This window comes from Streptomyces polygonati (genome assembly GCF_042650325.1).
GTDB classification, from domain to species: domain Bacteria; phylum Actinomycetota; class Actinomycetes; order Streptomycetales; family Streptomycetaceae; genus Actinacidiphila; species Actinacidiphila polygonati.
The window spans coordinates 285,998-305,688 of the sequence record NZ_JBHSBB010000014.1; the positions used below are offsets into that span (position 1 = coordinate 285,998).

The 19,691-nt window shown below is 69.9% G+C and carries 15 protein-coding genes; 7 read left to right on the forward strand and 8 right to left on the reverse strand.

Translation table 11 applies throughout. From position 1 onward, the window contains the following. Positions 1–45 precede the first annotated feature (45 nt). Positions 46–1,839, reverse strand: a complete 1,794-nt coding sequence (gene thiC, locus ACFO3J_RS21915; protein ID WP_386431701.1) for a phosphomethylpyrimidine synthase ThiC — start codon at positions 1,837–1,839, stop codon at positions 46–48. 199 nt (positions 1,840–2,038) lie between these two features. Here thiC and ACFO3J_RS21920 point away from each other — a divergent pair, with 199 nt between their 5' ends. After that, positions 2,039–3,457 (forward strand): YibE/F family protein, encoded by a 1,419-nt coding sequence (locus tag ACFO3J_RS21920; protein WP_386431704.1) that lies wholly within the window; start codon positions 2,039–2,041, stop codon positions 3,455–3,457. A 59-nt stretch (positions 3,458–3,516) separates the two neighbouring features. Here the strand turns inward: ACFO3J_RS21920 and ACFO3J_RS21925 are convergent, their stop codons facing one another. Both ACFO3J_RS21925 and ACFO3J_RS21930 read right to left on the reverse strand, forming a co-directional pair. Beyond that, on the reverse strand, positions 3,517–3,732 hold the full coding sequence (locus ACFO3J_RS21925; protein WP_386431707.1) for a DUF5326 family protein: 216 nt from the start codon (positions 3,730–3,732) through the stop codon (positions 3,517–3,519). A gap of 211 nt (positions 3,733–3,943) precedes the next feature. Next, positions 3,944–4,261, reverse strand: a complete 318-nt coding sequence (locus tag ACFO3J_RS21930) for a cupin domain-containing protein (protein ID WP_386431710.1) — start codon at positions 4,259–4,261, stop codon at positions 3,944–3,946. A 111-nt stretch (positions 4,262–4,372) separates the two neighbouring features. Between ACFO3J_RS21930 and ACFO3J_RS21935 the strand changes: the two genes are divergently transcribed. The 3 genes from ACFO3J_RS21935 (at position 4,373) to ACFO3J_RS21945 (ending at position 6,518) form a co-directional block, all read left to right on the forward strand. Continuing rightward, positions 4,373–4,750 carry a phage holin family protein gene (locus ACFO3J_RS21935; RefSeq protein WP_386431713.1) on the forward strand — a complete coding sequence of 126 codons (378 nt, stop codon included), beginning with the start codon at positions 4,373–4,375 and terminating at the stop codon, positions 4,748–4,750. After that, positions 4,747–5,919: a cystathionine gamma-lyase gene (locus tag ACFO3J_RS21940; RefSeq protein WP_386431716.1), complete on the forward strand. Its 1,173-nt coding sequence runs from the start codon at positions 4,747–4,749 to the stop codon at positions 5,917–5,919. The genes ACFO3J_RS21935 and ACFO3J_RS21940 overlap by 4 nt, the downstream gene beginning before the upstream one ends. 95 nt (positions 5,920–6,014) lie before the next feature. Then, on the forward strand, positions 6,015–6,518 hold the full coding sequence (locus ACFO3J_RS21945; RefSeq protein ID WP_386431719.1) for an NUDIX domain-containing protein: 504 nt from the start codon (positions 6,015–6,017) through the stop codon (positions 6,516–6,518). Between the two features lie 27 nt (positions 6,519–6,545). Here the strand turns inward: ACFO3J_RS21945 and ACFO3J_RS21950 are convergent, their stop codons facing one another. Further along, entirely contained in the window at positions 6,546–7,796 is a 1,251-nt protein-coding gene (locus tag ACFO3J_RS21950; RefSeq protein WP_386433023.1) for a globin domain-containing protein, read from the reverse strand. A gap of 111 nt (positions 7,797–7,907) precedes the next feature. Here ACFO3J_RS21950 and ACFO3J_RS21955 point away from each other — a divergent pair, with 111 nt between their 5' ends. Beyond that, positions 7,908–8,468, forward strand: coding sequence for a MarR family winged helix-turn-helix transcriptional regulator (locus ACFO3J_RS21955; protein WP_386431720.1), 561 nt, complete (start codon positions 7,908–7,910; stop codon positions 8,466–8,468). 150 nt (positions 8,469–8,618) lie between these two features. Next, positions 8,619–10,178: an MFS transporter gene (locus tag ACFO3J_RS21960; RefSeq protein ID WP_386431722.1), complete on the forward strand. Its 1,560-nt coding sequence runs from the start codon at positions 8,619–8,621 to the stop codon at positions 10,176–10,178. On the opposite strand, the gene ACFO3J_RS21965 is transcribed toward ACFO3J_RS21960, so the two are convergent. Continuing rightward, complete coding sequence (locus ACFO3J_RS21965; protein ID WP_386433026.1) at positions 10,111–11,466, reverse strand: serine hydrolase domain-containing protein; 1,356 nt, start codon at positions 11,464–11,466, stop codon at positions 10,111–10,113. The genes ACFO3J_RS21960 and ACFO3J_RS21965 overlap by 68 nt on opposite strands. Positions 11,467–11,960: 494 nt before the next feature. Between ACFO3J_RS21965 and ACFO3J_RS21970 the strand changes: the two genes are divergently transcribed. Then, complete coding sequence (locus ACFO3J_RS21970) at positions 11,961–15,209, forward strand: discoidin domain-containing protein (protein WP_449343650.1); 3,249 nt, start codon at positions 11,961–11,963, stop codon at positions 15,207–15,209. A gap of 756 nt (positions 15,210–15,965) precedes the next feature. On the opposite strand, the gene ACFO3J_RS21975 is transcribed toward ACFO3J_RS21970, so the two are convergent. From ACFO3J_RS21975 to ACFO3J_RS21985, 3 genes are all read right to left on the reverse strand, one after another. Continuing rightward, positions 15,966–17,090 carry a DUF6183 family protein gene (locus ACFO3J_RS21975; RefSeq protein WP_386431726.1) on the reverse strand — a complete coding sequence of 375 codons (1,125 nt, stop codon included), beginning with the start codon at positions 17,088–17,090 and terminating at the stop codon, positions 15,966–15,968. A 157-nt stretch (positions 17,091–17,247) separates the two neighbouring features. After that, positions 17,248–17,922: a hypothetical protein gene (locus ACFO3J_RS21980; RefSeq protein WP_386431729.1), complete on the reverse strand. Its 675-nt coding sequence runs from the start codon at positions 17,920–17,922 to the stop codon at positions 17,248–17,250. Between the two features lie 239 nt (positions 17,923–18,161). Further along, positions 18,162–19,655 (reverse strand): S1 RNA-binding domain-containing protein, encoded by a 1,494-nt coding sequence (locus ACFO3J_RS21985; RefSeq protein WP_386431732.1) that lies wholly within the window; start codon positions 19,653–19,655, stop codon positions 18,162–18,164. Positions 19,656–19,691: the final 36 nt, after the last annotated feature.

A 19,691-nucleotide genomic window follows, 5' to 3' on the forward strand; every position in this document is an offset into this window, starting at 1 on the left:
GCGCGATGGGCCCGAGTCGGCCGGTCGGGCGGGTCGGGTGAGGGCTCAGTCGGCCAGCGGCAGATAGACGCGGTTGCCGGCCGCCGCGAACTCACGGGACTTCTGCGCCATGCCGGCCGCGATGTCGGGCTCGGTGACGCCCGCGGCCTCGCCGTCCGCATCACCGCCCGTACCGCCGTCCGCACCGCCGTGGGTGCGGCGGATGTCGTGCGAGATCTTCATGCTGCAGAACTTGGGCCCGCACATCGAGCAGAAGTGCGCGGTCTTCGCGGGCTCGGCGGGGAGCGTCTCGTCGTGGAAGGAGCGCGCGGTGTCGGGGTCGAGAGCCAGATTGAACTGGTCCTCCCAGCGGAATTCGAACCGCGCGTCGGACAGGGCGTCGTCCCAGGCCTGGGCGCCGGGGTGCCCCTTGGCCAGGTCGGCGGCGTGCGCGGCGATCTTGTAGGTGATCACCCCGGTCTTCACGTCGTCGCGGTCGGGCAGCCCCAAGTGCTCCTTGGGCGTGACATAGCAGAGCATCGCGGTGCCCCACCAGGCGATCATCGCGGCGCCGATGCCGGAGGTGATGTGGTCGTAGCCGGGCGCGATGTCGGTGGTCAGCGGGCCGAGGGTGTAGAACGGCGCCTCCTCGCAGATCTCCTGCTGGAGGTCGATGTTCTCCTTGATCTTGTGCATGGGTACGTGGCCCGGGCCCTCGATCATGGTCTGTACGTGATGCCGCTTGGCAATCGTGTTGAGTTCACCGAGGGTCCGCAGCTCCGCGAACTGGGCTTCGTCGTTGGCGTCCGCGACCGAGCCGGGGCGCAGGCCGTCGCCGAGGGAGTAGGTGACGTCGTAGGCGGCGAGGATGTCGCAGAGCTCCTCGAAGTTCTCGTAGAGGAAGTTCTCCCGGTGATGGGCCAGGCACCACGCCGCCATGATGGAGCCGCCGCGGGAGACGATGCCCGTCTTGCGGCGGGCGGTCAGCGGTACGTACCGCAGCAGCACCCCGGCGTGCACCGTCATGTAGTCCACGCCCTGCTCGGCCTGCTCGATGACCGTGTCCTTGTAGACCTCCCAGCTCAGCTGCTCGGCGCGGCCGTCCACCTTCTCCAGCGCCTGGTAGAGGGGGACGGTGCCGATGGGCACGGGGGAGTTGCGCAGCACCCATTCGCGGGTGGTGTGGATGTTCCGCCCGGTGGACAGGTCCATCACCGTGTCGGCGCCCCAGCGGGTCGCCCAGGTCATCTTGTCCACCTCCTCCTCGATGGAGGAGGTCACCGCGGAGTTGCCGATGTTGGCGTTGACCTTCACCAGGAACCTCTTGCCGATGATCATCGGCTCGATCTCCGGGTGGTTGACGTTCGCCGGCAGTACCGCGCGGCCGGCCGCGATCTCGTCGCGGACGACCTCCGGCGGGACGTCCTCCCGCAGCGCGACGTACTCCATCTCCGCGGTGATCTCGCCGCGCCGGGCGTAGGCGAGCTGGGTCACCGGCTGCCCGGGAAGCCCGCGGCGGGGGAGCCGCGGCCGGCCGGGGAAGACGGCGTCGAGATTGCGCAGTCCCGCGCCCGGCGAGGCGCTCTTGAGTCCGTCGTCCTCGGGACGCACCGGCCGGCCCGGATACTCCTCGGTGTCGCCGCGCCCGGTGATCCAGTCCTCCCGGACCGGCGCCAGCCCCCGCCGGACGTCGGTCTCCAGCGACGGGTCGGTGTACGGACCCGATGTGTCGTACAGCGTCACGTCCTGGCCGCTGGTGAGGTGCACCTGGCGGACCGGCACCCGGAGGTCCGGCCGTGATCCGGTGAGATACGACTTGTGCCAGCCGATTTCACGCGTGCGGGCATCCTGCATGGTCATCTGACCCACTCCCTACGCCGGCATTACCCGGTAACAGGTTCAGCGGTCGGCGCAGCTGTCGCGTCGCGGCCGTGTCCGGCCGCTCCGACGGGTCAGCGCCCTCTCAGCCCGGTGCTCCGAGCTCCCGCGTTTGCAAAGGTGAGCCCACGTTAGCGGCTGAGTGCGGACACGCACCAGGGCGTCTTGCGATGATCTGCCGGTGGACTCACCCCAGGCCCGCCCGCGGGGCGGCAACGACGGCGAAGACAGCGGCATCGGCGACAGCCGTGGTCACAGCCACGGGCTCAGTCACGCGCACGGTCACGGCCACGGCCCGGTACCGCCGGTCTCGCGGCATCTGCGCAAGGTCATCGCCGCGATCCTGCTGCCGTTCGGCGCCGCGGTGGTCGTCGGTCTGGTCCTGCTCTGGCCGGGCGGCGCGCCGGGCCACGCGCGCAGCGGTGTCGGTTTCGACCAGCAGACCCGCGACGGCAAGGTCGCCCGGCTGGTCGACGTCTCGTGCGCCTCGGTCAACGCGGCGCCGTCCACGACCGATCCGGCCGGCGGCTCCGGCGGCGCAACGACGGGCAGCGCCACGAGCGCCCCCTGCCAGAAAGCCACCATCGAGGTCACCTCGGGTCCCGACCGTGGCAGCACCTACACCGAGATCGTCCAGCCCGACCAGACCCGCCGCTACACCGAGGGCGAGGGCGTCGTCCTCGCGTACGCGCCCAACGCGCCGCCCGGCATGCGCTACTCGGTCACCGATGTGGACCGCGGAGTCCCGCTCGCGCTGCTCGCCGGGATCTTCGCGCTGGCCGTCGTCCTCGTCGGCCGGCTGCGGGGTCTGACGGCCCTGATCGCGCTGGGGATCTCCTTCGCGATCCTGACGCTGTTCATCCTCCCGGCGATACTGCACGGCGACAACCCGCTGCTGGTCGCGGTGGTGGGCGGCAGCGCGATCATGCTGATCGCCCTCTACCTCTGCCACGGCCTGAACGCCCGCACCTCGGTGGCCGTCCTGGGCACCTTGTGCTCGCTGTTCCTGATCGGCCTGCTGGGCTCGGTCTTCATCTCCTGGGCGCGCCTGACCGGCAACACCTCGGACGAGACCGGTCTGATCCACAATCTCTACCCGGGCATCCAGATCAAGGGAGTCCTGCTGGCCGGGGTGATCATCGGATCGCTCGGTGTGCTGGACGATGTGACCGTCACCCAGACCGCCGCGGTGTGGGAGCTGAAAGACGCCGACCCGGGCGCGAACTGGCGCAAGCTCTACGGGGCCGGCATGCGGATCGGCCGCGACCACATCGCCTCGGTGGTCAACACGCTGGTGATGGCCTACGCGGGCGCCGCGCTCCCACTGCTGCTGCTCTTCTCGATCGCCCGCAGTGGTGTGCTGCGGGTGGCCGACAGCGAACTCGTGGCGGAGGAGATCGTCCGCACTCTGGTCGGGAGCATCGGGCTGGTGGCGTCCGTACCGCTCACCACCCTGCTCGCGGCCCTGGTGGTCAGCGCCGACCGCCGTCCACGGGACGGCGGCTCCGTCGCGGGCGGCCCGGGCGCCGCGCCCGGCGCCCGCCCCGCAAACGGGCACCGCCGGGCCAAGGGGACACGTCAGCCGACCGGGGGCGGGTGACCTCGGCACACCGTCCGGGTCCCCCGACCGGATTCGAACGGTCACCAGAGGTCAAGCGGTCACCAGTCGCGCTTGGATCCCGAGCCGCCGGACGTGACCCGCTTCACCACGAACACCAGCGCGCCGACCAGGATCACGAAGACCAGCACCTTGAACAGCAGGCCCACCACGATGCTGACCAGGCTCGCGATCAGTGAACCGAAGACGACCAGTGCGATGACCGGAATGCCGATCCACTTCACCCACCACGGCAGGTTCCTCAGCAACTTCTCCATGACCGTCTCAACACTCCTAGGTCGCTACGCGTTCCCGGACGGCCTTCCGCCGGTGATTCCGATGCGCCGGGTGCCGTACACGCCGGCGCCCCACTGCTTCGACTGTAAAGCCACGGTGGCCGCGCGCGGAGACCTGCCGGACCGGAGAGGACCCTGAACCGCCCCCTAGGGTTCCGCGGCCGCCGGACCGGCCCTGCTTCCGGGGACGTCCCTATGCCTCCGGCGGCGAGAAGACGACCATGACCCGCAGGTCCTCGCTGATGTGGTGGAAGCGGTGCGCGGTCCCGGCCGGCACGTAGACCACGCTGCCGCGGGCGACCGCCGTGGTCTCCTCCCCCACGGTGATCGCGGCCCGGCCGCTGACCACCAGGTAGATCTCGTCCTGGGCGTGCGGCCCCTGCGGATCGCTCTCACCCGCCTTGAGCGCGTACAGCCCGGCGGACATATTGCGCTCCTTCAAGAAGCGCAGGTACGCGCCCTGATTGGCGGCCCGCTCCGCGTCCAGATCGTCCAACCGGAACACCTTCATTACCACTCCTCACGCTGGCGCGGTCCCGATCGGGGTCCGACCCGATCCCGATCCCGCTACGGTTCTGCCCGGTCTCTTGCCCAGGTCATCGCGCATGCGACGATCGCACTCATGAAGAATTTCATCGTCAAGACCCTGGCGAACGCCGGGGCCCTCGGTGTGGCCACCTGGCTGATATCCGGTATCACCCTCCCGGGTGGTTCCGCCTGGCGCGAGGCGCTCTCCCTCATTCTCGTCGCCCTGGTCTTCGGCCTGGTGAACTGGCTGGTGAAGCCAGTGGTCAAGGTGCTGTCCTTTCCGCTGTTCATCCTCACCCTCGGTCTGATCACCCTGGTGGTGAACGCCCTGATGCTGCTGCTCACCTCGTGGCTGGCGGGCAAGCTCAGCCTCGACTTCCATGTGCACGGCTTCTGGACCGCGGTGCTCGGCGGCCTCATCATCAGCGTCGTCTCGTGGGCGCTGGCCATGGCCCTCCCGGACGACGAATGAGCGCCCGGGCGCGGGAGACCGCGGCGGGAGACGCCGGGGCCGGGGAGGCGACGGGGGACAGCACGCGCAGCGTGCACGCCGGAAGGCCGCCGGCCACCGCCTACCAGCCGTCGCTGCCGGGCCCGGCCTTCGTATCGCATTTCCACCTCCCGGGTGAGGCCACCGGCCCGTACACCTACGGCCGTGACGACAATCCCACCTGGGACCGGCTGGAGCAGGCGATCTCCGAGCTGGAGGCGCCCGGCGACCCATCGGCCCGCACCCTGGCCTTCGCCTCGGGGATGGCCGCGGTCGCCGCGGTGCTCCTGTCGCAGGTACGCGCCGGGCAGGTCGTCGTGCTGCCGTCGGACAGCTATCAGACGACGCGTTCGCTCCAGGAGCGGCTGGAGTCCTACGGCGTGCGGGTACGGCTCGCGCCCACGGCGGACGACGCCCAGCTCGCCGTGCTGGAGGGCGCCGGGCTGCTGTGGCTGGAAACGCCGTCCAACCCCGGGCTCGACGTGTGCGACATCCGGCGGCTGGCCGACGCGGCCCACGCGGCGGGCGCGCTGGTGGCCGTCGACAACTCACTCGCCACCCCCCTCGGGCAGCGCCCGCTCGAACTCGGCGCGGATTTCTCGGTGGCCAGCGGCACCAAGGCGCTCACCGGACACGGCGACCTGCTGCTCGGCTACGTCACCACCCGCGACGCCGAACTGGCCGCCGGAGTGCGGAAGTGGCGCAAGACCGTCGGCGCGATCCCCGGCCCCATGGAGGCATGGCTGGCGCACCGCTCGCTGGCGACCCTCGCGCTGCGGGTGGACCGGCAGGCGGTCAACGCGCTGGCGCTCGCCCACGCCCTGGCGGAGCGGCCGGAGGTGACGGCGCTACGGCACCCGGGGCTGCCCACCGACCCCGCGTACAAGGCGGCGTCGACGCAGATGCGCCGCTTCGGCAGCGTGGTGTCGTTCACCCTGCCCGACCGGGCGCACGCCGAACGCTTCCTGGCCGCGCTGCGGATGACCGCCGAGGCCACCAGCTTCGGCAGCGTGCAGTGCACCGCCGAGCGCAGGGCCCGGTGGGGCGCCGACGCCGTGGCACCCGGCTTCATCCGCTTCTCGGTCGGTGTCGAGGACCAGGACGACATCCTGGCCGATGTGCTGCGGGCGCTGGACGAAGCCGCCTCCTGACCAGTACCGGGGGACGTACCCGAGGCGGAGGCGAAGGCTCCGATCGGGCGCCGTGGGCATGTTTGCCCCGGGCTCCGTCGCGGCAGACCTCTGGCATGCATCCGGACACACACTCCGGCGCCACCACCCGCCCGGTGGTCAAGCGCACCGCCCGCGCCATTCTCATCGACGGTGACCGGCTGGTCCTGATCAAGCGCACCAAGCCTGGCATCGCCCCCTACTGGCTCACACCCGGCGGCGGGGTCGAGGAAGAGGACAACGGCATCCTCGCCGCGCTGCACCGCGAGATCGACGAGGAACTGGGCGCCAAGATCAGCGATCCGGTCCCCGCCTTCGTCGACACCACCGAGCACCTCGCGGACGACGGCTCGCACGGGGTGAAGGTGCAGTTCTTCTTCGTCTGCCGGCTGGAGTCGATGGACCTCTCGCGGCGGCACGGCCCCGAGGTCGACGAGCCCCACGGTGACTACGACGTGGTGAAGGTGCCGTTCAGCCGGATGGGCCTCGCCTCGGTGGACATCGTCCCGCTGACCCTGCGGCACTATCTCGATGCCAACATCGAGGGAGTGCTGGGGCTGCTCGGGCCCGAACTGCGCTGATCCCGGGTGGGTCGGGGCGGGCTCTGCTCAGTGCTCCACGGTCACCAGCGGCCCGTGCCCCAGGTCGTGCCGTATCCGGTGCGCCGGCACCCCGATGCGGACCAGGGTGTCCACACTGCTGCGGACCATCCCGGGCGGCCCTGACAGATACGCGTCGTAGGCCTCCCAGGGCCCGTGCCGGCGTACCGCCTCGGGAAACGGCCCGGTCAGCGCGTCGCGCGGGGTGTCGCAGACCACGGTGCGGATCGAGAGCCAGGGATGCTCGCGCTGCATCGCCAGCATGGTGTCCAGGTCGTAGAGGTCATGGGTGTGCCTCGCCCCGTAGAAGACCTCGACATCGCGGCTGCGTCCATGCTGGACCACGTCCTCGACCAGCGCCTTGATCGGGGCGATGCCGGTACCGCCGCCCAGGCAGAGCAGGCCGTCGTCGGTCGAGTGGTCCACGGTCATGGAGCCGGTCGGCGGGCCGAGCCGGATCACATCGCCGGGGACCGCCCGATGGACCAGGGCGGAACTCACCCAGCCGGCCGGGATCGCCCGGATGTGGAAGGTGAGCAGCCCGTCGTCGCGCGGCGCCGCCGCGAAGGAGTAGTGCCGCCAGATCCGCGGCCACCACGGGGTCTCGACGGTGGTGTACTGCCCGGCCACGAAGGGGTACGGCTGGTCCGGCCGCAGGGTGATCACCGCCACGTCCGAGGTGCGGCGATCGTGGCCGACCACCTCGGCATACCAACTGGCCGGGGCCTTCCGCTCGTCGGCGGCGGCCGCGTCGATCATGATCTGTGAGATCGCGGTGTACGTCCGCACCCAGGCGGCTTCGGTCTGCGGGGTCCAGACCGGTGCCGCGTAACGGGCCAGCGCGCCGAGCAGCGCCTCCCCGACGGCCGGATAGTGCTCCGCCCGGGTGCCGTACTTGCGGTGTCCGCGGCCCAGACCGGACAGGTACGCGGTGAGTCCGGCGGTGTCGTCCATCCGCTCGGCGGCGGTGAGCAGCGCTTTGAGCAGCCGGTCCCGCTGGGTGTCCATCGCGACCGGGAACAAGTCGCGCAGTTCGGGATGGCGGACGAAGAGCAGTGCGTAGAAGTACGAGGTCGCCTTGTCCGCGATCGGCGCGATCTCCTGCAAGGTGCGCCGGATCAGAAAGGCGTCCGGCGACGGAGGCTTGGCGTCCATGATGCGGTCGAGCGTGCCACGCCCGGCGGACCAGGCGGGCGAATTGCCGGAAGGACCCGCTCCGGACCGGACCGGGCGCGTACCATTCCGCCGCGAGTCCGCGATGTTTCACGTGGAACACTGAACGTGGCGACGGATAGGGCGGACGATCACCGCCCGAGAATAGGTCCGCTACCGAACAATCCCGTAGCAGACCTATCTTGTTACGCTCGACGCATGACCGTGGAAACCTCCGCCGCGCCGGCCGGCGCGACCACCGCGACCACCGACCCCGCCACCGCAGACCCGTCGACCGCGCTCGGCGGCGCCGCCGACCTCTCCTACCTGCTCCAGCACACGGCGCATGTGCTGACCACGCAGATGACGGCGGCCCTCGCGGAGATCGGGATGTCACCGCGCGCCCACTGCGTACTGGCGCACGCGATGCAGGCCGAGCGGACCCAGGCGCAGCTGGCCGAGATCTCCGATCTCGACAAGACCACGATGGTGGTCACCGTCGACCAGCTGGAACGGGACGGACTCGCCGAGCGGGTGCCGTCGTCGACCGACCGCAGGGCCCGGATCATCAAGGTCACCCCCAAGGGCGCACAGGTCGCCACAGCGGGTCAGGAGATCGTGGACCACGTGCACGAGGACGTGCTCGGCGCGCTCCCGGCGGCGGAGCGCGCGGGCTTCGTCGCGGCGCTGAACCGGCTGGCGACCGGGCATCTGTCCACCCCGGCGGACAGCCCCGGCGGCGGCCGGCCGGTACGACGCCCCCGGCAGGCCCGCGCGTAGGCCCGCGGCTCGGGCGGGCCATCGAAAGCCAGGGGACGAACGGACTCGGCCACGCTCCCTCCTCAGCAAGTAAGCCCGTACGAGATAGTCTCCAACAAAACCTTCTGCTACGGTCACTTCTGGCATCCCCATCCGCCAGGAGGCGACCTCATGCCGACCACTCCCGGTCCCCGTTCCGGTTCCCGCAACGCGGCACTCGCGGTGCTCAGCGCGGGAACCCTGATGATCATCCTCGACGGCACGATCGTGAACGTCGCGCTGCCGTCCATCCAGCGTGACCTCGGCTTCTCCCAGTCCGATCTGGCCTGGGTGGTGAACGCCTATCTGATCGCCTTCGGCGGGCTGCTGCTGCTCTCCGGCCGACTGGGCGATCTGCTCGGCCGCCGCCGGATCCTGGTGGCGGGCCTTGTCGCCTTCACCGCCGCGTCACTGCTGTGCGGCATCGCCGATTCCGCCGGGCTGCTGGTCGCGGCCCGCTTCCTCCAAGGCGCGGCCGGCGCGATGGTCTCGGCGGTCGCCCTCGGGATGGTCATCGCCCTCTATCCCGACGCCCAAGGGCGGGCCCGCGCGATGGGCGTCTACAGCTTCACGCAGTCCGCCGGCGGGGTGCTCGGCCTGCTGGCCGGCGGCGTCCTGACCCAGGCCATCAACTGGCACTGGATCTTCTTCGTCAATCTGCCGATCGGCGTCGGCGCGGCCGTCTTCAGCCTCCGCCTGCTGCCCGACGACCGGCCGCGGCAGCGCACCGGCTCAGCGCACGAGGGGGACACGGCCCGGAGCAGTGGCGACGACCGGAACGCGCTGCGCGGCACCGACGTGCCCGGCGCCGTCCTGGTCACGGCCGCCCTGATGCTCGGCGTGTACACCATCGTCAAGACCACCGAAATCGGCTGGACGTCCGCCCGCACGGCGGCCTTCGGTGCCCTGTCCGCCCTGCTGCTGGCCGCCTTCCTGGTCCGGCAGGGTAAGGCCGCGCAACCATTGATGCCGCTGCGGCTGTTCCGCTCCCGGCTGGTCAGCGGTGCCAATCTGGTGATCGCCCTGCTGATCGCGGGCGGCTTCGGCTTCCAGTTCCTCAGCTCGCTCTATCTGCAACGCGTTGCCGGCTACGACCCGGTGGAGATCGGCCTCGCCCTGGCGCCCACCGGTCTGGTCATCGGGGTGCTCTCGCTGTTCTTCTCGGCCCGGCTCGGCGCGCGCTTCGGCCAGCGGGCGGTACTGCTGCCGAGCATCGTCCTGTTCGGCTGCGGCTTCCTGCTGCTGGCCAGGGCCCCTGCCACCGGGGTGTCGTACGCGGCCGACATCCTGCCCGCGATCCTGGTGTTCGGCGCGGGCTTCGGACTCGGCCTGCCGTCGCTGATGACACTCGGCATGTCGGACGCCACTCCCGCCGACTCCGGGCTGGTCTCCGGCGTCTTCAACACCGCTCAGCAGATCGGCGGCGCGCTCGGATTGTCCGTGCTCGCCTCGCTGGCCACCGCCCGCACCAATCGCCGGATCGCCGCTGGTCAACCCCTTACCGAAGCGCTGACCAGCGGCTATCACCTGGCCTTCCTGGTCGCCGCCGGACTGCTGGCTGCCGCCGCCCTCCTGGCCGCGGTCATGCTGCGGACACCGGGCGGGCCGGACGGCGGTACCCCCGTCAGCGGCCCCACCAGCCGGGGAAGCCGCCCGGCACCGGGTCCGACGGATCGTAGGGCCGGCGTGTGAACACGAAGGAGCCGATGTCGAGATGGCTGACCGAGCCGTCCACCTGCCGCACCACCCGCAGCGTCTCACCCGCGTAGTAGCCCTCCCGGCCGGTCCAGGTGCCGTCATGTTCCACGTGGAACCTTGATCCACGGCCCTGGCCGGTCAGCGGCGCGAGATGGAGCTCACCACCGCCGCGTACCCGCAGTGCGAAGGCGGAAGTCCCCCAGTACCAAGGACCGGCGAGTTCGAGCAGCGCCGGGTCGACCGGGTCCGCGGGTCGCCACGGAGTGGGGAGACCGGGCTCGGCGTCCGCGGTGATCGCCAGCAGATCCGCCGCGATCGCGCTGACGGCCGGCCCCGAGGTGCAGTTGGCCAGCGCCAGGGCGCCCACCCCTTCCTCGGCGCTCACCCACAGCGCGGCGAGGAAACCCGGCATCGACCCGGTGTGCCCGGCGAGACGCCGGCCGCCGCGGCGCAGCAGCTGCATACCGAGGCCGTAGCCACCCTCAGGGTCGGTGTTCTCGGGCGGCGCGGCCGGCTGCCGCATCCTTTCCACCGTCGCCGCGGCCAGCACCCGCTGGTCCCCCGCCGCCAGAAAAGCCGCCCAGCGGGCCAGATCGGCCGCGGTCGACCACAGCTGTCCGGCCGGCGCCATCCGTCCGGTCTCCGCTACGACCTCGGGCCTCATCACATCGGCCCACGGGTGGACGGCGAAGCCCCCGGCGGCCGGCGCCTGCGGCAGCAGCGTCGTCCGGTCCATCCCGAGCGGGTCGAGTACCTCGGCCCGTAGGGCTTGGCCCCAGGGCATACCGCGTCGCCGCTCCACCAGGGCGCCCAGCAGGGCGAAGCCGGGGTTGGAGTAGTGGTAGCGGCTCCCGGCCGGGTGCTTGACCGGTGCCGGGCCCAGCACATCGGCGACTTCGGGCCGCAAGGTGCCCGGGGTCCGCTCCCACCAGGGGCCGGGCGTCTCGGAGGCCAGCCCGGAGGTGTGCGCGAGCAGTTGACCGATGGTCAGCGCCCCGGCCCCGGCGCCGGCTTCCGGCACATGCCGGTCCAGCGGATCGGTGAGTTCCAGCAGTCCCTCGTCACGCAGCCGCATCACGAGCACGGCTACGAAGGTCTTGGTCAGCGACCCGATCCGGTACTGGGTGTCGGCGTCCGGAGCATGGCCCTCGATCATGCTCCGCGAACCGCTCCACACCAGCCGGCCGTCGCGTACCACCGCCCCGACGAGCGACGGCGTACGGCCCTCCGACTGCCCCACCGCCACCCGGTGCAGCAGCGCCCGCCGGGTGCCCGGCAGCAACTCGGCGCCGTCGTCCGGAGCTTGCGCGGCAGGGGATGAGGTCGGGGAAAGGGGCTGGGGCTCAGCGGTCACTCGTCGTACGCCTCTCGCTCGGCAGGGTGCGGATACGGGGCGCCGGGCGCCCGTGTCTCCGCCGGTTCGTCGCCACGATCATCCGCCTGGCCCGAGCGGGCGGAGGTGATCGGGAGCCGCGAGAACCGTACTCCGGGAAGCGGACGGGACGGTGGCGCGCGAGCCCGGATACCGCGCCCGCGCGGCGGCCCGGTCGAAACGGTTGACACCCCCCTGGGGCGGGCGTAGACATCCCTTCGGCCAGAGAGCGCTCTCAGCGGCGGTCTCAGCGGCCACTGCTTCCCCGTACAGGCCGCGGCGCACCTGCCGCGGTATCGGTTCCCCCACGCTATGAGCCGTTCCGACCTGTAGGAGCACACATGAGGGTCACCCCACTCGGGCTCTCCACCATCCGTAAACGTTTCCGATCCCCCCAGGCGATCATGCTGCTCGCCCTGGTGCTGATCGCGTCGGCCTACCTCTCACTGGTGCCGACTTCCTCCCACGCCGCCACCGCCGTGCTGCTCTCCCAGGGCAAGCCGGCCACCGCTTCCTCGGTGCAGGACGCCTTCACCGCCGCAGCGGCGGTCGACGGCGACACCGGCACCCGCTGGTCCAGCGCTGCCTCCGACCCGCAGTGGCTCCAGGTCGACCTGGGGTCGAGCCAGCCGATCACCCAGGTGGTACTCAACTGGGAGACCGCCTACGCCACCGCGTTCAAGATCCAGACCTCGGCCAATGGTTCCACGTGGAACGATATCTACTCCACGACCACCGGCGCCGGCGGCAACCAGACCCTGAACGTCACCGGCACCGGCCGCTATGTGCGGATGTACGGCACTCAGCGCGCCACTCAATGGGGCTACTCGCTCTGGGAGTTCCAGGTCTACGGCGGCTCCGGCGGCGGTACGACCCCGCCGGCGACCTGCGGTACGACCACAGCGGCGCTCGGCAAGCCGGCCACCGCGTCCTCGACCGAGAACGCCGGAACCCCGGCGTCGGCGGCCTTCGACGGCAACGCGGGCACCCGCTGGTCCAGCGCCGCCTCCGACCCGCAGTGGGTCCAGGTCGACCTCGGCTCGTCGCAGAGCATCTGCGGCGCCCAGCTGACCTGGGAGACCGCGTACGCGAAGGCGTACCAGATCCAGGTCTCGGACAACGGTTCCACGTGGAACACGGTGTACTCCACCACCAACGGACCGGGCGGGGTGGAGAACCTCTCCTTCACCGGCACCGGCCGCTATGTGCGGATGTACGGCACCGTGCGGGCCACGGCGTACGGCTACTCGCTGTGGGAGTTCACCGTGCTGACCCCCGGCGGCACCAGCACCACCCCGCCGCCGAGCGGTGGCAACGGCAACTGCCCCTGGGTCGGCTCGACCGCACCGGTCGCGACCCGCGTCGGGCAGGTGATGGCGCAGATGACCACCGCCCAGAAGGTGTCGATCCTGCACGGCAACAACAGCGCGACGCCGTACATCGGCAACATCACCGGCATACCGTCGCTGTGCATCCCCAACATCGGTCTGCAGGACGGTCCGGCCGGTGTCGGTGACGGTGTCGGCGGCGTGACCCAGATGCCGTCGGGCAACGCGTCCGCCGCCACCTTCGACGACGCGCTGGAGCAGCAGTACGGTGCCGCCATCGGCGCCGAATTCGCCGGCAAGGGCGTGCAGGTAGCCCTCGGCCCGACGCTGAACATCGTGCGTGACCCCCGCTGGGGCCGCTCCTTCGAGAGCTTCAGCGAGGACCCGTACCTGAACGGCCGGCTGGCCGCCGCCGACATCCGCGGCATCCAGAGCCAGGGTGTGATGGCCGAGATGAAGCATGTGGCCGTCTACAACATCGAGAATCCGGCCGGCACCGTCATCGTCGACAAGCGGACGATGCAGGAGCTGTATCTCCCCGCCTTCCAGGCGGCGATCCAGCAGGGCTCACCGGCCGCCGCGATGTGCGCCTACAGCATCGTCAACAGCGTGCCGGCCTGCCAGAACCCGGACCTGCTCAACACGGGTCTGTACCAGCAGGCGAACTTCGGCGGCTTCGTCACCAGTGACTGGGGCGGCACCCACTCCACGGTGGAGTCGGCGAACGCGGGCCTGACGGTGGAGATGCCCAACGGCTACTTCTTCGCCGACTTCCTCGCCCAGGCGGTGGCCAACGGCACGGTCAGCCAGACCACGCTGAACACGATGGTGAGCCGGCTGCTCACCCAGTTCTTCGCGTTCGGCCTGTTCGACAAGGCGCCCAGCGGTTCGCACGACGCGACCGTCACCACCCCCGCGCACGTCCAGGTCGCCCTCCAGGGCGCCGAGGAGGGCGCGGTCCTGCTCAAGAACAACGGCGTCCTGCCGCTGTCCACCTCCACCACCCACTCGATCGCGGTGATCGGCTGGGACGGCGGCGCGGGTGTCCAGTCCATCGGCGGCGGCAGTGCCACCGTGACCAGTTCGGGGACGGTGTGGCCGATCACCGGCATCCAGAACCGGGTGGCGGGCACCGGGACCACCGTGCAGTACAACGACGCCACCAATCTGAGCTCGGCGGTCACCCTGGCGCGCAGCTCGGACGTGGCGATCGTCTACGCCAGCGACAACTACGGCAACGAGGAGCACGACACCACCACGCTCGACCTGCCCAACAACGGCGGCAGCCAGACCAGCCAGAACGACATGATCGCCCAGGTCGCCGCGGCGAACCCGCACACCATCGTGGTGCTCAACAACAACTCGGCGATCAACATGCCGTGGCTGAACCAGGTCGCGGGCGTCTTCGAGGCCTTCTACCCGGGCCAGCAGATCGGCACGGCGATGGCGGCGCTGATCTTCGGCGACGTCAACCCGTCGGGCAAGCTGCCGGTCACCTTCCCGAAGTCGCTGGCGGACGTGCCCGCCAACACCCCGGCGCAGTGGCCGGGCACCAACGGCCAGGTCCAGTACAGCGAGGGCCTGAACGTCGGCTACAAGTGGTACGACGCGAAGAACATCACCCCGCTGTTCCCCTTCGGCTTCGGCCTGTCGTACACCAGCTTCGGATTCAGCAACCTCCAGGTCGGGGCGCTGTCCGGGGGCAACTCCACGGTCCATGTCACGGTCACCAACACCGGGGCCCGGGCCGGCACCGAGGTCGCCCAGCTCTACGTCGGGGACCCGGCGTCCACCGGTGAGCCGGTGCATCAGCTGCGCGGCTACCAGCGGGTGACACTCAGCCCGGGCCAGGCGCAGACGCTGACCTTCACCGTCAGCACCCATGACCTGGCCTACTGGAACACCGGCAGCAACAACTGGACGACCGCGGCGGGCAACTACCAGATCCTGGTGGGCGACTCCTCGCGGAACCTCCCGGTGACCGGCACGCTCAATGTGCCGACCACCGTCAACGCCGCCATGGCCGCGACCATCACCCCGAAGGCGTCCGCCGCCGGGCAGGCCGCGACCGCCGCACCGCTCACCGTGCCCAACCCGCACGCCATGAGCGGCCCCGTCCACGCCCCGATCGACTGGACCTTCGACCCGAACTCCACCGGCCTCGCCTACACCGCGGCCGGCCTCCCGCCGGGTATCTCCCTCAGCTCAACCGGCCGCTTCACCGGCGCGGCCACCAAGGCCGGCACCTACACCGTGACGGTCACCGCCAAGAACGCGGCGGGCGCCGGCGGCTCGGCCACCTTCGTCTGGACGGCCACCCCCTGACCCTGCCCTCCCCTATCGGCGCCCCCGGACCGACTACGGTCCGGGGGCGCCCCCGTGCCCGGCGCGCGGCCGACGGCATCCGCCGGCGCTGTAGGTTCCCGACTTCGGTGTCACACGCCGACGCTGCAGCCTGGGACTTCGTGCATTCCGCGCATCGTGTCCCTCTGACCGTTCCGCGTTCGCGTGTCCCTTTCCCAGCCAGCTTGGAGCCGAGCAGTCCAAGGCCTGCACATGGGTTCCACATCGTGGCGAGACGGACGACAAGCGCAGTCGCGTCTCCTACTCCACCCCCGGAGGTGGATCCCCTGGTCGATGGCGAAGCGTCATCGCTACAGTCGGCCTGTGTGCAGATACGCCTTCGCCCAGTACAAGCTGCACTACGCCTGCGTCTCGTGCCGAATCAGCTTCAAGCGGCATCCTCGCGATGGCGGACACTCGTGCCCGCGCTGTTCAGGCCCGTTGCTGTGCGCCGGCCACGACTTCGCGCCACCCCGCCGCAGTAATCGGAAGGCATGGTCGGTCGTCTCGGCAGTTCTCAACGCCGGGCTGCGCTACGACGGCTTCGAACCGTGTGGTTGCGGACGAGATCCGAAATTCCGCCCCCGGACCCGCGCCCAGCTCCGCGGCCGCCGCATCGTCGCTGCCCGGACTGGTACCCCGCTCGTGGAGTTGCTCGGCCGGGCGGACCCCCTGGAAACCCACTGAGCCAGGCAGTGCTGGGCAATCCAGCTCCCGAGCGCGCGAGCTTCGGGCGACTCAGTCGGTATCGGTCGCAGCCAGCACGAGCAGTCGTCGGCGGTCTGGAGTGAGAGCGGCGAGACCGACGTCCCAGGCCACTTGCTCGAACCACTTCGTATTGGCCTCGAACCCGTACCACGTGCAGTCCGCTGCCCGGGCTTCGACCTCGTCAAATGGAGCGCCTTCCGGGTATCCCGCCAGAGCGGCGAAGGACTGCCAGGCCGCCAAGCGGCCGTATGCGCCTCGGCAACCGGAGTTGTACGCCCCACCCGTGGATGCTGCCGCGAAGAGCACTCGCCATACGTCAGCCGCTGAACGGACCGCGACGGACAGGGGAGCCTTCTTTCCCACACCTCGCAGACAATCCAGCCCCAGAGTCAAGAGCGCGGTCGGGACCAAGGCGGAGTCCAAAGGTGCGGCGAGGTCGAAAGCTTTCCCCTCGATGCGCCCGTTGGACTCTTCGGCCCAGTTCGCCACGGCTGCGGCCATGGCAGTGGCGACCGCATCTGTCGTCGCATCCACCAACGATGGGACGTCCGCGTGGGCAGCCACCGCCAGTTTGTTGCTCTCGGACGGTCCGTACGGCATCGAGTGACTGCTGCCACGGGTGCTGTAGCTCGGCAGATCGACAGATCCTTCGACATCGGACAGTGTCATGGGCAGCCAACGCAGCGGGTGATGACTCCAATGCGGCGACGTCGCCCAGCCCGCGATCGCCGGGATTTCCTCAACGACCACGCCCCTGAGAACCAGCTCGTGGACCAGGCACGCTCGAAGCTCCTCCGAAGCACGGCCGGTGAACACCACACTCAAGTCCGTCGCCTCGTGACCAGAAGCCAGCAACGAGGCCGCGTAACGGTCCAGTTCCCTGCCGGCGTCCGTAGCTGATGAGACCAACCGCACTGCCTGGGTGGCGTTCTCAGGACCCCTTGTGGTGGCCAGTAGCCGAAGCACGTGGTCGAAGACACTTCTGTACTGCCACATGTGCTCCCTGGACCCGTACGTCTTGGCGAGAGCGATACCGAGGTCAGCGGCGGAGACAGCGTCCCCTTGCGCGACCCAGCCGTCGGCCACAGCCCACACGCCAGTGACGTTTTTGAGATCCGGCAGCTTCGTCACGATCTTCTGTATCTGATCAACCACGGCCTGAGCCTAAGCACTCGATGGCTCCGCTTCACCTCATAATTCCCCCTGGGTGTGTGGGCATGTAAAGGCGCGTTGGCCAGCTGCCTCGGCCCTGCGCTCCCGAAGCTGCCGCCGAGTGAAAGTGGCTCTCAGCCGCGATGCGACCACGCTGCGGTCATGTGGTCGTCGGGGCACTATCGGTTGCTTCGGGGACGAAGCCACAAAGTTGCGGGGCGCATTCGGCCTCGTGGTCGCGGCCCCATTGGGAGGTGTCTCGCTCAATGGAGCGGACTCGGTGGACGAGTCGCAGCTGATCCTTCCGGAGCAATGTCGAGGGCAAAGCCACGAAGGTCTCCGGAAGTACGGCGACCATGCCTCGGACCTGCTCGCCGTTGGACATCTGCAGCAGCATTGCGCACTGCCACCAATCGATCTCGCCGCCGCGGCCGTTCGGAGTACCGGGCCAGTAGTAGTTCGCCGGATCCGGGAGCAAATAATGGACGCCGTCGGGGGCGAGATGGGACCGGAACCACGATCCCCCACCGCCCAGGCCGAGCCGAAGCCGTAGGGCCTCGTCGTTCAAGGCGCAGACCGCTTCGGTGTCGAGGGCCTTGAGAACGTTCGCTTCTACGGGTAGCGGCTGCCGCCCGGCGGGGGTCATGACCGGCCAGCGTCTGAGCAGAAGGCCCACCCGTTGCCGCGGCGTCATCGGCGACGGGGCCCTCCGGGATTGCGGCAGCGGCGGGGGTGGCGTCCAGCTTCGGCCTGCCTGTTCGATGTGACGCAGCATCCATGCACGGGCGTCCGGGCCGGCGGAATTCCACACCCAGCTCATCGGCCGTTCGGTCATCGCCTGATCGAAGCTCCCGATGGGCTTGCCCTGGCGGGAGGGCCTCCTGGCCCGTGGCCGTGCGACACCCGGAAGGTTGTGGCTCAAGTTGGCCAGGAACCTGATGCGGTCCAGAACCTCGTCATGGGAGGTGTCCTGCTCCCCGCACTGTGGCCTCCCGGCCAGATGCCGTATCTCGGTAAACGCCATGGCCGCCAAGAGCGCGGCTATGTCCCGGTCGAGCTCGGCCTCCTGGCCCCTCATGCCGATCCAGCCTCAATGCCGCCCTCAAAGCGGGTTGTACCGGCCTGGGTATGCGACAAGGAAATGCGACGGCGCGCGATGTCGACCTCAATGATCTTCACGGTGAGGGTGTCGCCGACCTCGATGACGTCCTCCGGCGACTGGTCCAGCTCGCTGGTGTGCACGAGCCCCTGGAAGCCGTCCTCTCGGTCTTCGATGCGGACGAAGACGCCGAACGGGAGGATCTTGGTGACTGGTCCGGTGACCACCTGTCCAAGTCGTTGCGCGGCCTGCGGCCACGGGTCCTCCTGCGCTGCTCGCAGCGACAGCGGCACACGTTCCCGGACCATGTCGACGTCGAGGACTTCGGCGGTGATCTGCTGGCCGACGCTGACAATGTCGGACGGGTGGTTGAAGGGACGCCAGGACAGCTCCGGAATGTTGATCATCGCGGTGAAGCCGCCAATGTCCACGAAGGTGACACCGAAGCTGGCGATGGATGTCACGGTGCCGGTGACGACCTGGCCGCGCCGCAGGGTCTTCAGGAACGCCCAGTCCCGGTCGCTGGGCGTCGGTTCGGTCTGCCAGCGAGCGCGCAGAACACCGTCGCTGTCCGGCAGCACAGCGGTGAACAGCGGGAGATCCTCACCGGCAGACATGGATACGACACCGGCAGCACGCGCGCCGGCGAGTTGGGAGGTCACTGCCTCGAACTGGGTCTCGTCCACGACCGTGCTCGTGATCTGACCGTCCTCGTCCTCCCAGACGACCTCCACCAAGTCCTTGTCGGTCAGAGCGGCCACGGCCGTGGCGACGTCGGTGAGCAGGTCCGGCCAGACCGCCAACCGCGATCGTGGGACCAGCCGGGAGCGCACGGTCTCGATGCTGTCGCGGGTCAGGCGGTGCCACCGGGAGGCGTTGCCGGCGAAAACCTCCTCCAGGAACACGGCACGGTGGGCGCTGACGGTCCAGTGCAGGCGGGCCCAGAAGTCAGCGTCGGCCGGACGCTGCACGTAGGCAGGATCGTCGGGGGCGAAGTCGTAGGGCGATGCGTCCAGGCGTTCCGGGAATAGGCCGAGCGCGCGGGCACGGGTCAGCGCGCCTTCGCAGGACCGACTGCTGCCGAGGTAGAGGTACTGGTCCCAGCCGACGTGCACCGTGAACTCTCCCTCCGCTTCCAGGCGGCACCAGGCGCCGTTGTCGCGGAGCATGCCCCGTACAAGTTCCAGGCCGAGGGCGATCGACACCGATGCACCGTCGTGGAAACCGGCGAGGCCAGCGGGAAAGAGGTCGGCCAGGCCGTAGCCGTCGACCGGTGGCTCCAGACCGAAGTGAGCGAAGCCTCCGAGCTGTGGCTCGCGAACGGCCAACTGCTGGACGCCTATGTCCTTGGCGAAGGCGGCGACGGCCTGAAGATAGGCGGCTTCCACCGGCCCGTGGTCGCTCGTCGCGGGCTCAGTGCCGGCGTAGTGCCCGTGCTGGTCGCGGTCGGCGGGGTTGTACTTCGTCACCTGATAGACGTAAGGCAGCACGTCACTGCCCGCCGA

Excerpts from the sequence above, each read along its gene's own strand:
- ACFO3J_RS21925 (WP_386431707.1), bottom strand. The coding sequence starts at position 3,732 with ATGGAGAAGTTGCTGAGGAACCTGCCGTGGTGGGTGAAGTGGATCGGC.
- ACFO3J_RS21960 (WP_386431722.1), top strand. The coding sequence starts at position 8,619 with ATGCCGACCACTCCCGGTCCCCGTTCCGGTTCCCGCAACGCGGCACTC.
- thiC (WP_386431701.1), bottom strand. The coding sequence starts at position 1,839 with ATGACCATGCAGGATGCCCGCACGCGTGAAATCGGCTGGCACAAGTCG.
- ACFO3J_RS21945 (WP_386431719.1), top strand. The coding sequence starts at position 6,015 with ATGCATCCGGACACACACTCCGGCGCCACCACCCGCCCGGTGGTCAAG.
- ACFO3J_RS21980 (WP_386431729.1), bottom strand. The coding sequence starts at position 17,922 with ATGACCGAACGGCCGATGAGCTGGGTGTGGAATTCCGCCGGCCCGGAC.
- ACFO3J_RS21935 (WP_386431713.1), top strand. The coding sequence starts at position 4,373 with ATGAAGAATTTCATCGTCAAGACCCTGGCGAACGCCGGGGCCCTCGGT.
- ACFO3J_RS21970 (WP_449343650.1), top strand. The coding sequence starts at position 11,961 with ATGCTGCTCGCCCTGGTGCTGATCGCGTCGGCCTACCTCTCACTGGTG.
- ACFO3J_RS21930 (WP_386431710.1), bottom strand. The coding sequence starts at position 4,261 with ATGAAGGTGTTCCGGTTGGACGATCTGGACGCGGAGCGGGCCGCCAAT.
- ACFO3J_RS21940 (WP_386431716.1), top strand. The coding sequence starts at position 4,747 with ATGAGCGCCCGGGCGCGGGAGACCGCGGCGGGAGACGCCGGGGCCGGG.
- ACFO3J_RS21955 (WP_386431720.1), top strand. The coding sequence starts at position 7,908 with ATGACCGTGGAAACCTCCGCCGCGCCGGCCGGCGCGACCACCGCGACC.